This window comes from Nocardia sp. NPDC050408 (assembly GCF_044458905.1).
GTDB lineage: Bacteria > Actinomycetota > Actinomycetes > Mycobacteriales > Mycobacteriaceae > Nocardia.
On the sequence record NZ_JBITIL010000004.1, the window covers coordinates 701545 to 716588 of the forward strand.

At 65.2% G+C, this 15044-nt stretch carries 14 protein-coding genes and 1 riboswitch; of the genes, 7 read left to right on the top strand and 7 right to left on the bottom strand.

The genetic code is table 11. The annotated features are described in order from the left end of the window. Nucleotides 1-18: 18 nt before the first annotated feature. On the bottom strand, nt 19-1410 hold the full coding sequence (locus ACIBJI_RS16450) for a DUF2252 domain-containing protein (protein WP_397084712.1): 1392 nt from the start codon (nt 1408-1410) through the stop codon (nt 19-21). A gap of 53 nt (nt 1411-1463) precedes the next feature. Further along, complete coding sequence (locus tag ACIBJI_RS16455; protein ID WP_364343224.1) at nt 1464-3158, bottom strand: GMC family oxidoreductase; 1695 nt, start codon at nt 3156-3158, stop codon at nt 1464-1466. Between the two features lie 263 nt (nt 3159-3421). Between ACIBJI_RS16455 and ACIBJI_RS16460 the strand changes: the two genes are divergently transcribed. The 7 genes from ACIBJI_RS16460 (at nt 3422) to gcvP (ending at nt 10667) form a co-directional block, all read left to right on the top strand. After that, on the top strand, nt 3422-3991 hold the full coding sequence (locus ACIBJI_RS16460; RefSeq protein ID WP_364343849.1) for a CDP-alcohol phosphatidyltransferase family protein: 570 nt from the start codon (nt 3422-3424) through the stop codon (nt 3989-3991). A 40-nt stretch (nt 3992-4031) separates the two neighbouring features. Further along, entirely contained in the window at nt 4032-4430 is a 399-nt protein-coding gene (gcvH, locus tag ACIBJI_RS16465) for a glycine cleavage system protein GcvH (protein ID WP_364343221.1), read from the top strand. 170 nt (nt 4431-4600) lie between these two features. Then, nucleotides 4601-5086 carry a glycogen accumulation regulator GarA gene (gene garA, locus ACIBJI_RS16470; RefSeq protein WP_062985688.1) on the top strand — a complete coding sequence of 162 codons (486 nt, stop codon included), beginning with the start codon at nt 4601-4603 and terminating at the stop codon, nt 5084-5086. Nucleotides 5087-5159: 73 nt separating this feature from the next. Then, a complete protein-coding gene (locus ACIBJI_RS16475; protein WP_364343217.1) occupies nt 5160-5996 on the top strand; it encodes a MerR family transcriptional regulator in 837 nt (278 codons plus the stop codon). A 167-nt stretch (nt 5997-6163) separates the two neighbouring features. Further along, the gene (locus ACIBJI_RS16480) at nt 6164-6637 is read left to right on the top strand and encodes a bifunctional nuclease family protein (RefSeq protein ID WP_364343214.1); all 474 of its coding nucleotides are present in this window, start codon (nt 6164-6166) and stop codon (nt 6635-6637) included. A 195-nt stretch (nt 6638-6832) separates the two neighbouring features. After that, nucleotides 6833-7432, top strand: coding sequence for a MerR family transcriptional regulator (locus ACIBJI_RS16485; protein ID WP_364343211.1), 600 nt, complete (start codon nt 6833-6835; stop codon nt 7430-7432). Nucleotides 7433-7562: 130 nt separating this feature from the next. Further along, a riboswitch (glycine riboswitch) is annotated at nt 7563-7662 on the top strand. A gap of 185 nt (nt 7663-7847) precedes the next feature. Continuing rightward, complete coding sequence (gcvP, locus tag ACIBJI_RS16490; RefSeq protein ID WP_397084714.1) at nt 7848-10667, top strand: aminomethyl-transferring glycine dehydrogenase; 2820 nt, start codon at nt 7848-7850, stop codon at nt 10665-10667. 485 nt (nt 10668-11152) lie between these two features. On the opposite strand, the gene ACIBJI_RS16495 is transcribed toward gcvP, so the two are convergent. The 5 genes from ACIBJI_RS16495 to ACIBJI_RS16515 form a co-directional block, all read right to left on the bottom strand. Beyond that, the gene (locus ACIBJI_RS16495) at nt 11153-11833 is read right to left on the bottom strand and encodes a hypothetical protein (protein ID WP_364343205.1); all 681 of its coding nucleotides are present in this window, start codon (nt 11831-11833) and stop codon (nt 11153-11155) included. Nucleotides 11834-12222: 389 nt separating this feature from the next. After that, a complete protein-coding gene (locus tag ACIBJI_RS16500; protein WP_396955472.1) occupies nt 12223-13887 on the bottom strand; it encodes a VWA domain-containing protein in 1665 nt (554 codons plus the stop codon). Nucleotides 13888-13971: 84 nt separating this feature from the next. After that, a complete protein-coding gene (locus ACIBJI_RS16505) occupies nt 13972-14241 on the bottom strand; it encodes a WhiB family transcriptional regulator (protein WP_364343199.1) in 270 nt (89 codons plus the stop codon). Between the two features lie 27 nt (nt 14242-14268). Then, nucleotides 14269-14814 carry an HNH endonuclease gene (locus ACIBJI_RS16510; protein ID WP_396955473.1) on the bottom strand — a complete coding sequence of 182 codons (546 nt, stop codon included), beginning with the start codon at nt 14812-14814 and terminating at the stop codon, nt 14269-14271. A gap of 51 nt (nt 14815-14865) precedes the next feature. Continuing rightward, nucleotides 14866-15012 carry a hypothetical protein gene (locus ACIBJI_RS16515; protein ID WP_397084716.1) on the bottom strand — a complete coding sequence of 49 codons (147 nt, stop codon included), beginning with the start codon at nt 15010-15012 and terminating at the stop codon, nt 14866-14868. Nucleotides 15013-15044: the final 32 nt, after the last annotated feature.

Below are 15044 nucleotides of genomic sequence, written 5' to 3' on the forward strand. Positions count from 1 at the left end.
ACGACCAGACGCGGCGTGTTACTGCGGTTGTTCGGCGGCGATCTTTCCAGCCCGCACCGCATCTGCCAATTCGGCGTGGTCGGCCTCGGTCCGATCGGCATAGCGCACCGCGCAGCGCGCGACGGCATCCTCGAACGCCTCGTCACCGTCGAAATACCCGGCGAGCAGGCGCGGATCGAGCGAACGCGAATGTGCGCGGGCCAACAGCGCGCCGGCCAGCCTGCCGTAGTCGTCGAGATCGTCCGAGGACAGCTCCGCCGGATCGATGCTGCCCTTCATATTGCGGAACTGGCGCACCGTGAACGGCAGTTCGCCGGTCTCCGAGCGCAGTGTGGTCCAGCCGAGCAGAATATCGGTCTCGGACTGAACCAGCCTGGCGCCCTGCACGATTCGCTCGCCCTCGTGCGCTGGCGGCGGCGCGGGCAGGAACGGTGCAAGGGCCGACGGATTGGCCTGTTTCAACTGCAGCACCAGTGCCTCACCCGCATTACCGTGCAGCAGCGCCACATAGCTGTGCAGTCCGACGCTTCCGGTGCCGACAATGCGGAAGGCGGTGTCGGACACCGCGAATCGGGCCAGCAGGTTGCGCCGAGACTCGCGCAGGGTATCGCCGTAGCGCTCCAGACCGTCGATGATCTCCTCGGCGACCTTTGCGTCGACCGTCGTGAGAATCGGCGGGTCACTGACGAATCGGTGCTTGCTGATCCCGGTCTCGTGGTCCTCCAGATGTTCGGTCCACTTCTCGACCACCTTGGCGCTGGTATTCTTGCGCGCCTTCTTCGCGGCCTTCTTGAAGTCGTCGAGCAGATCATCTGCCCTTGCCCTACTGATGATCGACTCGTCCGGCAGCGCGCTCCACGATTCCATGAACGGTTGCTCGGCCAGATGATCGATGGCGAGGCGATAGGACCGGGCCGCATCCCGCGCGGCCCGCAGGCAATCGTCTTCGGCCGCACCGCCTTCGCGGCCCGCCAGCACCAGACTGGCCGCCAAGCGCTCCAGATCCCACTCCCACGGGCCGACGATCGTTTCGTCGAAATCATTGATGTCCATGACGATTTCGCCGCGCGGCGTGCCGTACAGGCCGAAATTCGCGGCGTGCGCGTCCCCGCAGATCTGCGCGGGCACCCCGGTGTCCGGACTGCCCGCGAGATCGGCGGCCATCAGCCCGGCAGCGCCGCGATAGAAAGTGAACGGCGAGGCGAGCATCCGACCGATCCGCAGCGGTATCAGATGCGGCAACCGACCAGCATTGCTCGCGGCGATGAAGTCGAGCACGTCCGGTCGCGTCGACGAGGTGACCGCTCGATCCCGGGCCGAGACCGGAACCCGTTGACGCAGCGTCCGCCCGCGGGCACGGACGTCCTCCGCAGGAACATATGAGCGAAGATCGATACCACTGTCCAGCACAACGGTCCAGGTTAGTCAGACGCGTGCGGGAGCGCCGAAGTCCGGGTTCGCGGTCAGGTTGCGGGCACCGCGGGATCGACCGGCGTGATCGGCAGTCGCAGCGCGCCGGGGGCGGAGGCGGGCACCGTGGGATGCTTCGGGGCGACGGGGGAGATCCGCCGGTACGCCGAACCCAGTTCCGGACGCGGGTCGGCCTCGTCCTTATTGGGCCAGAAGGCCATTGCGCGCTCGGCCTGGGCGGTGATTGTCAGCGACGGATTGACACCGAGGTTGGCCGTGACCGCCGAACCGTCCGCGACGTGCAGTCCAGGGTGGCCGAATACCCGCTGATATGGGTCGACCACACCGGCCTGCGGCCCCTCTCCGATCACGCAACCGCCGATGTAGTGCGCGGTGGCCGGGATATTCAGCACATCCATGATCAGGCCGTGGGTATCGCCGTTCACCTTGGCGCTGAACCGGCGTCCGATATCGTGCGCCATCGGAATCCAGGTCGGATTCGGTTCGCCGGTGCCCTGTTTGGTCTTCAACTGCCCGCGTTTGCGGTAGGAGGTCAGCGAATTGTCCAGTGACTGCATCACCAGCAGGATCACCGACTTCTCCGAGGCGCGGTGGGCATTGAGGCTGCGCAGGAATACCAACGGGTGCAACACGATTGCCAGCAGGAAGCGCAGGAATCGGAACGCGCCGCCGTCCACGATCGGCACCGACATCGGGAACAGCGCGTTCTGGCCTTTCCCGTAATGGCAGACCTCGATGTGGGTATCGGCCTCCGGATGGATCGAGGAGGTGATAGCGATGCCCTCGGCGAAATCGCTACGCGAGCGGCTGACCACATTGAGGATCGCCTCGGAATTGCTGCGGGTCAGTTCACCGAGGCGCGGTGACAGATTCGGCAGTATCGCCTCATCGCGCATTTTGTGCAGCAACTTCTGCGTGCCGAGCGCCGCACCGGCGAATACCACCTGTCCGGTGGTAAAGGTCTTGCGCTGCTTGCGGATCCAGCGATCCGAACGCTCGGTCTCGACCGCATATCCGCCGCCGGACAGCGGCCGAACAGCGGTCGCGGTGGTCAGCGGATGTACCTCGGCTCCGGCCTTTTCGGCCAGGTAGAGGTAATTCGTCGTGGTGGTGTTCTTGGCATTGTTCGGGCAGCCGGTGAAACATTGCGCGCAATGCACACAGCCGCGCCGGTGCGGACCCGCGCCGCCGAAGTACGGATCCTCGACCTCGGTGCCCGGATCGGCCTCGTTGAAGAAGACGCCCACATTGGTCGGGTGGAAGGTATCGCCGACGCCCAGATCGTCGGCGATCTCCTTGATCACCTCGTCGGCGGGCGTCATCCGCGGATTCGGGGCAACGCCGAGCATGCGCTGCGCCTGGTCGTAATACGGCGCCAGTTCGGCCTTCCAATCGGTGATATGGGCCCACTGCTTATCGGTGTAGAAGTTCGGCAGCGGCTCGTAGAGGGTATTGCCGTAAATGAGCGAACCGCCGCCCACACCCGCGCCGGAAAAGACCGCGCATTTGCCGAGCACACTGATCCGTTGCGGCCCGGTCAAACCGAGTCGCGGCGCCCAGATCGATTTGCGCACATTCCAATTCGTCTTCGGAATATCCTCGGTGGGCCAGCGCCGTCCGGCCTCGAGCACTCCGACCCGGTAGCCCTTCTCGGTCAGGCGCAGCGCACTGACGCTGCCGCCGAATCCGGAGCCGATCACTACCACGTCGTAGTCGAATGCTGGCATGCTTTCCCTCTCTGAACCGTGCGACAACTGTGTGAGATGGTTTTGCACTCATTCTGTCACTCGGGTCGGTGCGGCGTACCGCACAGCAGGTAAGTACCGAATATATGCGCGACGGCGTGCCCGGATGGCGTGAACCGGGGTCGGTGCGGTATGCACGGGCTGTGACAACCGAATCGGGGAAAACGGAACCGGGCGAACGCTCCGGCGCGGACAACCCGGGAAATGCGGGCGATCCGGCCGCGGGCGGCGTCTTCGCCGACCGCATCTTCACCGTCCCCAATGTCCTGAGCGTGTTGCGACTGGCTGGTGTGCCGCTGTTCCTGTGGTTGCTGCTGGTGGTGCGCGCCGACGGCTGGGCATTCGCGCTGCTGGTGCTCAGCGGCGTCACCGACTTCCTGGACGGCAAGTTGGCCCGCCTGCTCGACCAGTCCTCACGACTGGGCGCACTGCTCGACCCGTTCGTGGATCGGCTGTACCTGGTGACCACACTGGCCGCATTCGTGATCCGCGGTTTGCTGCCCTGGTGGGTTGCGGTGATCCTGATCAGCCGCGATGCCGTCCTGGCCTTGACGCTTTCGGTGTACAAACGCCGCGAACTGGATCCGCCCGAGGTCATCTACCTGGGTAAGGCGGCTACCTTCGCGCTGATGTCCGCGCTGCCGTGGTTGCTGGCCGGTCAGATGGATTGGGCGCTGGCAGGTTTCGGCCGTGCCTTCGGTGGGGCATTCCTGGTCTGGGGCACGGCGGTGTATGTGTGGACCGGCGTGCTCTACATCTGGAAGGCTTTCGCCGTCGCGCGAGCGATACCGGCTGTGCCACACCGCGGGGAGTAGCGATTAGAGTTGCGTCGAGTCGACGACGAAAGGACGGCCTGTGACCCAGACCCCCGAGGATCTGCGCTACACCGAAGAGCATGAATGGGTGCAGCGGATCAGCCCGACCCGGGTTCGGGTGGGAATCACCGACTACGCCCAGTCTCAACTCGGTGACGTTGTGTTCGTGCAGTTGCCTGAAGTCGACAAAGAGGTGGCCGCCGCGGACAGCATTGCCGAGGTGGAGTCGACCAAGAGCGTGTCCGATATCTACGCCCCGCTGGCCGCGAAAGTCGTTGCGGTGAACGGTGTTCTGGACTCGGCGCCGGAAACGCTGAACAACGATCCCTATGGTGAGGGGTGGATCTTCGAGCTCGAATTGAGCGACGAGGCCGACGTGGACGCCGCGCTCGGTGAACTGCTGGATGCCGCAGGTTATCAAGGAGTTATCGGGGGCTGACCCAGCCTTCCCAGTTCTACCTGCACGGGTACGCCCAGGCAGGGTACGGTCAATGCCAACAGATGTGCCGGTGCTTGGCAGCCGGTGTTCTAGCGCCAGGATCCCCAGGTCGTGGCGGTGAAGGCAGCACCTGCTTGCATGGATAATCAGGTTCGAGGAGGAGAGAAACGGTGAGCGAGAACAAAGACCCGGGTTACGGGGAGACCGCGGCCGAGACGACGTCGGTCTTCCGCGCGGATTTCCTGAACGAGGTCGACGCGTCGCGCTCCGCTGAGGCGACCGGCGAACAGCCGGTCCAAGGGGTCGAGGGTCTGCCGGTTGGTGCTGCCCTCTTGGTCGTGAAGCGAGGCCCGAATGCGGGCTCGCGGTTCCTGCTCGATCAGCCGACCACGTCGGCGGGCCGCCATCCCGACAGTGACATTTTTCTCGATGACGTCACCGTCAGCCGTCGGCATGCCGAATTCCGGCAGGACGACGATTCCTTCCAGGTGGTCGACGTGGGCAGCCTCAACGGCACCTACGTCAACCGGGAGCCGGTGGACTCCTCGGAGTTGCAGAACGGTGACGAGGTACAGATCGGCAAGTTCCGCCTCGTGTTCCTCACCGGACCGCGGGTCGAGTCGAGCGATTCGTCGGCGGGTGCGGGCAGCCTGTGACATCAGCGGCACGGATTTCGCGTGTCGGGGCTGTTGACAGGCAAGAACGCTGTGTCATGAAAGACTCGGTGCTATGACGGGCGCGGCGCAGTGGGCTCGCGGAGGTATGTCGATCGGCTCCGTGCTCGACCTGCTGCGACCGGACTTTCCGGATATCACCATCTCGAAGATCCGTTTCCTCGAGGCCGAGGGGCTGATCCGACCCGAGCGCACCCCGTCGGGTTATCGCAGGTTCTCGATCGCGGACTGCGAGCGGCTCAGATTCGTGCTGACCGCACAACGCGATCAGTACCTGCCCTTGAAGGTGATCAAGGAGCAGCTCGAAGCGATCGACAGCGGTGCGGCGACGCTCGGTGTGCGGGAAGCCCGCGCCCGGGCGCACTCCGGCCGCAACGGTGCGCCGGAGCCCGGGCATGCCATGTCCGACTCCGAGCTCACCGCCACACCCGTGGCGCACAGTTCTGCACGCACCGCGCCTCCGCGCAGACTCGGCGTCGTGCCCGGTGAAATCTCGCCCGACGAGCTGCGATTCGATCACGAAATTCGGCTCACTCGGGCGGATCTATTGGCCAGGGCGGAGATCGATGAGAAGTTCCTCGCCGATCTGATCCGGGCCAATCTGATCACGCCGGGCGTCGCCGGTTTCTTCGACGAGGATGCGGTGACGCTGGCCAAGACCGCTAAGGCGATGGCCGAATTCGGCCTGGAGGCACGGCATTTGCGCGCCTTCAAGCTGGCCGCGGACCGCGAGGCCGCGCTGGTAGCGCAAATCGCCGCCCCGATCGCCAAGAGCCGCGATGCCGGTGCGCGGGCCCGTGCGGAGGAAACGGTGCGCGAGTTGGCCGCATTGTCGCTGACACTGCACACCTGCCTGGTGAAAGCGTCGGTGCGGTCCTCACTCGGCGGCTGAGTTCGGCGGGTACATCGGAAGTTCGCTTTGCGTTCCAGACGGACAACACGCCGATTTCGGCTGTGCACAGGGAATGCTGCACGCCTCGAGCTTCGCTTAGACTCGTGGTACGGCGAGCTCTGCAGCGGTCATGCCGGGCGGCCGGCGAGTCATTGGGAGGCAGTGCGATGAGTGAGATGCGCGTAATCGGCATTCGTGTCGAGCAGCCACAGAACCAGCCCGTGCTGTTGCTCCGCGAGGCGTCCGGAGACAGGTATTTGCCGATCTGGATCGGGCAGGCCGAGGCGACCGCGATCGTGCTCGAACAAGAGGGGGTGACTCCGATCCGTCCGCTGACTCACGATCTGATCAAGATCTTGATCGCTGACCTCGGGCACACCCTCAAGGAAGTGCGGATCGTGGATCTGCAGGAGGGCACCTTCTACGCGGATCTGGTTTTCGAGAACGATCTGCGGGTCTCGGCGCGGCCGTCGGATTCGATAGCGATCGCCTTGCGGGTCGGTTGCCCCATCTATGCCGAGGAGCCGGTGCTCGAGGAGGCGGGGCTGGTTATGCCGGATGAGCGCGAGGACGAGGTGGAGAAGTTCAAGGAGTTCCTCGAGTCCGTCTCGCCGGACGATTTCAAGGCCACCGATAGCTGAGTTGACCTGGCGGACTGGCATTGTCGGTTAGGCGCGCCCATATTTCCACTGGCCCTAAAGTAGAGGTCGAGACTCTCACCGCGCGTCGCGTTTGGTCGGATGATGCCGCTCCCGGGACAATCAGGGGGAGTAATCTCGATAGTTGGACCACGTCCGTTATGGCCGGTCGTTGGTCGTTACGGAGCCGGGTCATCGATGAGGCAAGGCGTCGGCGAAGCAAGGGAGTGGTCAGTGGCAGAGCAATCGCAGGATGTGGTACAGCCAGGCCTGTTCCCGGATGACTCGGTACCCGACGATTTGGTCGGCTACCGCGTTCCCAGCGCATGCCAGGTGGCCGGGATCACCTACCGCCAGCTCGATTACTGGGCGCGGACCGGACTGGTCGTGCCCTCCATTCGAGGCGCGGCGGGGTCGGGCAGCCAGCGGCTGTATTCGTTCAAGGACATTCTGGTCCTGAAAATCGTGAAGCGGCTATTGGACGCCGGCATCTCGCTGCAGAACATCCGCATCGCGGTCGATCACCTGCGCAGCCGTGGCGTACAGGATCTGGCGGGCATCACGCTGTTCTCCGATGGCACCTCGGTGTATGAATGCACCTCGCCCGAGGAGGTAGTCGATTTACTGCAGGGTGGGCAGGGCGTCTTCGGAATCGCGGTCAGCGGCGCCATGCGGGAGCTGACCGGAGCCATCGCCAACTTCCCGGCCGAGCGGGCGGTGAGCGGCAGTGCGAGCGAACGTCCGGAGGACGAACTGTCCTTCCGTCGTAAGGCTCGGATGAACGCGAAGACCGGCTAGAGATCGTATCGGGTGCCCGTCGCTACCGCGGCGGGCACTTGTCATATGCGCCGGAGTGATGAGCGCTACACGCCATTCCGGGGTCCAGTGGCGTCATTCGTCGCGTGCGCGACATAAACTGACGATGCGTCGCCGCCGTGCGGGAGAGTTCCGGACTTCACAAGAGTTCGGGCGCCGAAGGAGCAGCACCTCCCCGTCAATCTCTCAGGCAAAAGGACCGTACGGGCTTCGACGTCTCTGGAAAGTGGTGTTCGGCGCACAACGCGGCGATCGCCCGCCCATGGGGAAAGGGGCCCGGAACCTGTCCGTTCGAGGCAGGGTGTCGCGGCGTCCGAATCTCTCAGGCTCCACGACAGAGGGGGAGGGCTGGTACCTGTCGGCACCGTTGGCCGACCCGCCCGACCCTGGAGCTGCCGTGACTCGATCATTCGCCGACCGCCATATCGGACCCGACCGGGACGAACTCGCCCGGATTCTGGACGTCGTCGGCGTCGGTTCGCTGGACGAGCTCGCCACCGCGGCACTGCCCGCGAGCATTCTGGACGACTCCGGCCTGGACGTGCTGCCGCCGGCGGGCACCGAGCATGAGGTACTCACCGAACTCGCCGGGCTCGCGCAGTCGAATTCCGTGGCCACCTCGATGATCGGGCTCGGCTACTACGACACGCTCACCCCGCCGGTGCTGGTGCGCAGCCTGCTGGAGAATCCGGCCTGGTACACCGCCTACACGCCATATCAGCCCGAGATCAGCCAGGGGCGGCTCGAAGCGCTGCTCAACTTCCAGACCATGGTGTCGGATCTGACTGGCATGGAGGTGGCCAATGCGTCCATGCTGGATGAGGCCACCGCCGCTGCCGAGGCGATGACGCTGCTGCGCCGCGCGGGCAAGTCCAAGTCCGCACGTCTGCTGATCGATGATGATTTGTTCCCGCAGACCAAGACCGTGCTGTGCACCCGGGCCGAGCCGCTGGGCATCGAGATCGTCTCGGCGGATCTGTCCGGTGGCGAGTTGCCCGAGGGCGAGTTCTTCGGCGTGCTGGTTCAGGTTCCGGGTGCGTCGGGCCGGATCGTGGACTGGCGGCCGGTGATCGAGGCGGCACATGCGCGTGGCGCGTTGGTTGCGGTGGGCGCGGATCTGCTTGCGCTGACGTTGATTACGCCGCCGGGGGAGCAGGGGGCCGACGTATGTTTCGGCACCACACAGCGTTTCGGGGTGCCGATGGGTTTCGGCGGTCCGCATGCCGGATACCTTTCTGTGCACACCAAGCACGCGCGGCAACTGCCCGGCCGGTTGGTCGGTGTGTCCGTGGACGTGGACGGCAACAAGGCATACCGGCTCGCACTGCAGACCCGGGAGCAGCACATTCGCCGGGAGAAGGCAACCTCCAACATCTGTACCGCACAGGTGCTGCTCGCCATTGTTGCCGCGATGTACGCGAGTTACCACGGCGCCGACGGGCTGCGTGCGATCGCCCGCCGCGTTCATGCCCGCGCCGCGGCCATCGCGGCCGGACTCGATGGTGTTGTAGTGCACGAGAATTTCTTCGACACCCTGCTGGTGCGCGTGCCCGGCGGCGCGGAATCCGTTGTCGCGAAGGCGAAGTCGAGCGGGATCAATTTGCGGTTGGTGGATGCCGATCATGTCGGCATCGCCTGTGACGAGGCCACCACCGAGGCGCATGTCACCGCGGTGCTCGAATCCTTCAGCACCGGGCTGCCGTTGGGCGTCAGCGATCCGAGCGGGGCGCCTAGCGTGCCCGGCGGTTCCATCGAGACCCGTACCTCGGAATTCCTCACCCATCGGGCCTTCACCAGCTACCACACCGAAACCGCGATGCTGCGCTATCTGCGCAGGCTCTCCGATAAAGACATCGCACTGGACCGCAGCATGATTCCGCTGGGGTCCTGCACCATGAAGCTCAATGCCACCGCCGAGATGGAGGCCATCACCTGGCCCGGTTTCGCGCGGATCCATCCGTACGCGCCCGTCGAGGATGCGCCCGGACTGCTGCGGGTGATCACCGATCTGGAGGGCTGGCTCTCGGCCATCACCGGGTACGACCAGGTGAGCCTGCAGCCGAATGCGGGCAGTCAGGGTGAGTACGCCGGACTGCTGGCCATTCGGCGCTATCACCTGGATCGTGGTGACACACACCGGGATACGTGCCTCATTCCGTCCAGCGCGCACGGCACCAATGCCGCTTCGGCCACCATGGCCGGCCTGCGCGTGGAGGTCGTGAAGTGCCGGGAGAACGGCGATGTGGATCTCGATGATCTGCGTGCCAAGATCGCCGACCACGCCGACCGGTTGGCGTGCATCATGATCACCTATCCGTCGACGCACGGCGTGTACGAGCACGAGGTGGCCGAGTTGTGCGCGCTGGTGCACGATGCGGGCGGTCAGGTGTACGTCGATGGCGCGAATCTGAATGCGCTTGTGGGCCTTGCTCGTCCGGGCCGGTTCGGCGGCGACGTCAGCCATTTGAACCTGCACAAGACCTTCTGCATTCCGCACGGCGGCGGCGGTCCGGGCGTCGGGCCGGTGGCGGTGCGCTCCCATCTCGCGCCGTATTTGCCCGGTGACCCGCTCGAGCACGGCTCGCACGCGGTGTCGGCGGCGAAGTACGGTTCGGCGTCGATTCTGCCGATCACCTGGGCCTATATCCGGATGATGGGTGCGGATGGTCTACGTAAGGCCACATTGACCGCGATCGCCTCGGCCAACTACATCGCGCGCCGGTTGAACGAGCACTTCCCGGTGCTGTACACCGGTGAGAACTCGATGGTCGCGCACGAGTGCATTCTGGATCTGCGCGAGATCACCAAGCGGACCGGTGTGACCGTAGATGATGTGGCAAAGCGGTTGGCGGACTATGGATTCCATGCGCCGACCATGAGCTTCCCGGTGGCTGGCACGCTGATGGTCGAGCCCACCGAGAGCGAAAACCTCGCCGAACTGGACGAATTCATCCTCGCGATGACGGCGATCCGGGGCGAGATCGATCAGGTCGCCGCGGGTGTGTGGCCGGTGACGGACAACCCGTTGCGCGGTGCGCCGCATACCGCGGCCTGCCTGGTCGGGGAGTGGGACCGCCCGTACAGCCGGGAGGTCGCGGTGTATCCGCAGGGTCTGGATCCGGCGCGGGGCAAGGTGTGGCCCGCGGTGCGGCGCATCGACGGCGCCTACGGTGACCGCAACCTCGTCTGCTCCTGCCCGCCGCTGGACGCGTACTGACGGCTACCGAGCCGCGCCTCGACCCGTCGCAGGTGCGGCTCGACAGCCATCTTCACTGTGCGGCAGCCGCATTAGCGTAGGTATTGACCAGATCCGGCCAGCAGCCCTCGCTTTGCACGCAGTCGCGCATGGATTCCCAACCCCAGCGTGCTTTTCGAAGCGTGATTGGTCGGACTACCGGACATGTGCGACCGGTTGCTCCGGGTGATGAATTTCTGTCGGACACGCCGAAGGAAGACGTCGTGAAGGCTGCCGCCGTGGCCGCGAACGTTACGCAACGCCAGTGCGGCGGCCGAAGTGGCCGACTCTGGTCAACAGTAGATCGCGGCGGGGATCACCAGGGGCGCGAGACAGCGCGGTGTACTCGGCGATTCCGGGACGCAGGCAGACCGCGTCCGCCGCGGTCGCTGCGCGCTGCGGATTCGCAGGTTACCGCCCCGGACCGAGGCGGCGGTTGTGTCGGATTCGGACTCAGGCCGAATTGATCACGCCGGGTCCGCAGGAGCCTCGGGTTCGAGTTCCGGGATCTCGCTGAGGGCTTCGATCCCAAGTTCTGAGCGCGTTGCGTCGATGACAGCGCGTTCGTCTTGGACGGTATTGGCAATTGCCTTATGCCACAGTGCGCGGATCGCGTTCACGTCGTCCATGGTTGCTTCGTCGTCGAGTTCGACCTTGAGGCGCTGCACGGTGATGCTCTGAGCTGCGGAGAGGGTGCGGAGCAGATCTTCGCAGCGCTGCGGGATCTTGAGGTTCGACAGGACGCGGAGTCGGGTGATGTAGCCATTGCATGCGGAGATGCTCTGCTGTACTTCCTTGCCGAAACTGTCCACATCCTCGACCGATTCGGCTTTCCAATCGAGTGTGTCCCACAGGGTTTGGCGAACGTCGGCGGCGGAGAGCAGTACCGAGGAGATCGCGGTCAAGATCGATTCGCGCCGCCATTTGTCCTGTTCGCGGTGTTCTGCGGCGGCATTCGCGTTGTCGATGTTGCGTTGCGCGGCGGCGTGGGTTGTCTCGATATTGCGCTGAGCGGCATCGAGTGTGGTCCGGTTGCGCTCGTCGGCCGCGGTGATCGCGCTGCGGTTCGTCCGGTTGTTGATCAGGACGCCGATGAGCGCCGCGGCGGCGACGATGAGCGAGCTGAGAAGCGGAAGCCAGGAAGTCACCGGGTCATCATTGCATTGCGAGGTGCTCCGCTGCGCCCCGATCGGCCGTCGGACTGCGCTGGCGCGCGCTGCGACCAAGTGCGACATCGGCCGTGCGGACGGTGTCTTGCATGGTCACCGGTTCGTAAGTGATGACAGGCGGTGGTAATTCGGCGCCACGGCGAAGTGAATTTCCTACTCGACGTCGACCGTGCCGCGGGTTCGCCGCGGGCGATCTCGCGGCGAATGACCCCGGCGGACTGGGCGTGCCCGGCCGTCTAACCGAATCCCACAGTCGCACGGCAAGCCCGGACGGCTTCATCTGGGTAGCAATGGAATCCGGCGCTCTCGTACGATTGTCGATCGCGTGAAATTGCAGGTGCCCTGACCGAATCGTAAACGGCCAGTCCTCACGGCGTCGTCAACGCATGCATTACCGCGGTCCCGAAGTTGATGTCATCCGACGTTGCCAGCCGCGTGTAGGTCCCTCCGGTTCGCTGAGCGGCGGTTTGGAGGGTTTCCGTGCCATTGCCGCCGATGACGATCACATCGATGCGAACCGGGTGGGCCGGATCGGCGGCGGAGGTCAGCTCGGTCAGCAGTTTGGCTCCGGTGACGGTGGAGTCGTCATCCGGGCCGTCGGTGATGAGCAGGACCGAATTGGTGAGCCCCGCGGTGTATCCGCGAACAGCCGAGCGGTAGGCGGCGATTAGTGACGGATACGCCTGGTCGGTGCGAGATTCGGTGGGTTTCAGTGCCTCCAGCGCCGTATCCAAGGCGGTGCGCTGCTGATCGTTCAGTGGCGCGGTGGGAGTTTGGATCTTGTACGGCGTTGTCCCGTCGAGGTTCTTGCCGAATGTCCATATGCCGAGTCCGAAGTCCGGCGGCATCACATTCATCGTGGAGCGGATCGCGCCGAGTGCATTCGCGAGCCGGGCGACGGATCCGTCGCTATTGCCCATCGAGGACGATACGTCGAGCAGCACCGTAGCCTGCACGCCGAGAACAGGATTGGCGAGTGTGGCACGGACCTTGTCCAGTGCCGCTCGCGGTGCTGCGGGTGCGGCGGTGGCCGGTGCGGCGGCGAATCCGGCGGCGGTGAAGGCCGAGGACTGCTGAGGTGCGCGCAGGTAGTCGGCGAACAGTGACGCGATCAGATTCTGGGTCTTGTCCACCCACGCTCCGGACATCAACGCGGCGGGGTGATCGGCGACCGGTGCAGTCCCGGCAGGCCGAAATGCCGACGTACCGCCAACAGCTTTCAGTTGCTGCTCAGTAGCGGCGACCGCGTGAATGGGCGAATTCGTCCCTCCGATCGCGGCCAAAGCCGCCGTGGTGTCCGCCGCCTGCGGCGCTGTCGCGGCGAGGCCGGAGATCGCGGCGACAACCTGACCGGACTTCGCGACCTGATCGGTGAGCGGATCGGTCCCCGACACCGCGGAGCCGACCGCTGCCGCCGTCGCGAGGGTCGAGTCCCCAGCAGGCAGCGCCATCCGCAGCCCACCCCACCCGGACAGCCCGAGCTCATTCAGCGAACCCTGTTGCAGCCGTGGCAAATCCGCCCAGGTGATCTTGGACTGCTCGAGGGCGTTGCGCAGCTCCTCGGGAACAGCGACCACGATCGGAGTCATCGCGACCGGTGCGGGTGTGCCCTCGATCAGGCCGGGCACCCGCATCGATTCAATGGACCGCATCGAGTCGGCGATCCACAGCCCCGGCTGCGGACCCAGCGCAGCGTTCCACGGCGTGCCCGCGGTGAACCCGGCGACGATCGCCGCCGACGGCTGGGCCGTCACCACTACTTTCGCGCAATGGTCGCGCACCTTCGGATTGGTCGCGTTGTAGCGCTCGGCCGCGGCCCGCACCGGATCGGTGATATCCGGATCGACCGTCACGAACAGCGTCGACGGCCCCTGCTTACATTCCGCCGCGGCCGACTTGTCCCGGTTCGCGGCGCGATCACTGAGTTGAAAAAACGCGAAGACCGCCGCGACTAGCAGCAAAACGGCAACCACTGCGATAACCGGACCTTTGCTGACGCCCCGGGATCTGGTTCCGCTGCGATGTGTGCCCACGATCCTCAGTGTATGTTCACGCGAGATTTGCCGTGCCGGTGTGTCCGGTGCGGCGCACCGGCACGGCGTGGCGCGAACATCCGATCAGGGTCGGATCATCCGTCCGCGATCGAACTCGTGGCCGCCCCAAACTCCGGACTGTCCGGTGCGCGCGGCGAATTCACCGCAGGCATCGCGGATCGGGCAGCCCGCGCAAACTTCCCGTGCGTACTCGAAGTCCTGCGACGGATACGGGAACCAGGCTTCGTGATTCGGATCACCTCGACAGGCGGCCCGATGCCACTCTCGGGAATCCGAGAGCGGGAGCAGGTCGGTCAGATCGACAAGTGCGCTGGTCTCCAATTCGACGGTCATTTCGAGCCTTCTCCTTTCTCTCTCGGCTCAGGTGGCGGCCAATTGCTTCCAGATCCGCCGCTGGCTTCGGGCCAGGTGGGCGGGCGCTTTCGGCTGCCACAGCAACCGCATGCCCGCCTCCTCCGGCGTCCGGTCGGCCTTGTTCGAGTTGCACAGTGCGCACGCGGCGATCAGGTTGTCCCAGGTGTTCGCACCGCCCCGGCTACGCGGCCGGATGTGATCGACGGTGCGCGCCCAGGACGCGCAGTACCCGCACCGGTGGTTGTCCCGGCGCAGCACACCGGCCAGCGTCGCGCGACTACCGTCGTGTATTCGCGTCACATGGTCGAGGTACACGTAGCGCAGCAGCCGGATCGTCTCCGGCAGCGCGAGCTCGAGGTGCTTGGACCGAATCGGGAAGTGCGGCTCCCGATCCGCGATCGACTCCGCAGCACCGCCCATGAGCAGCACCACGGCCCGGTCGGCGCTGATCTCGGTGAGCGCCTCGTAGCTGGCGTTCAACACCAGTACCCGGGTGTGTATCCAGTTGTCGACAGTCGACGCCACCGGATCGGTGGCACGGTGGAACGTCATGGGAGTCACCATGTTTCGAGAGAGCGAGCGGATTCGGAAAGCGAGGGTCGGTCAGTTACCGGCCGGGGGGCGGCGCAGTTCCTGCTCGACGCGCACGCCATACCGACGCGGGCTCGATACGACAATGGTCACGGCCGCCGCCTCCTTCCGCATGCTCGTGAGCACCCGCGCAATCGGGTGATCATCATCGAAATCCATGGTGGCACAGCGCACCTACCGCTGGCGAAGGG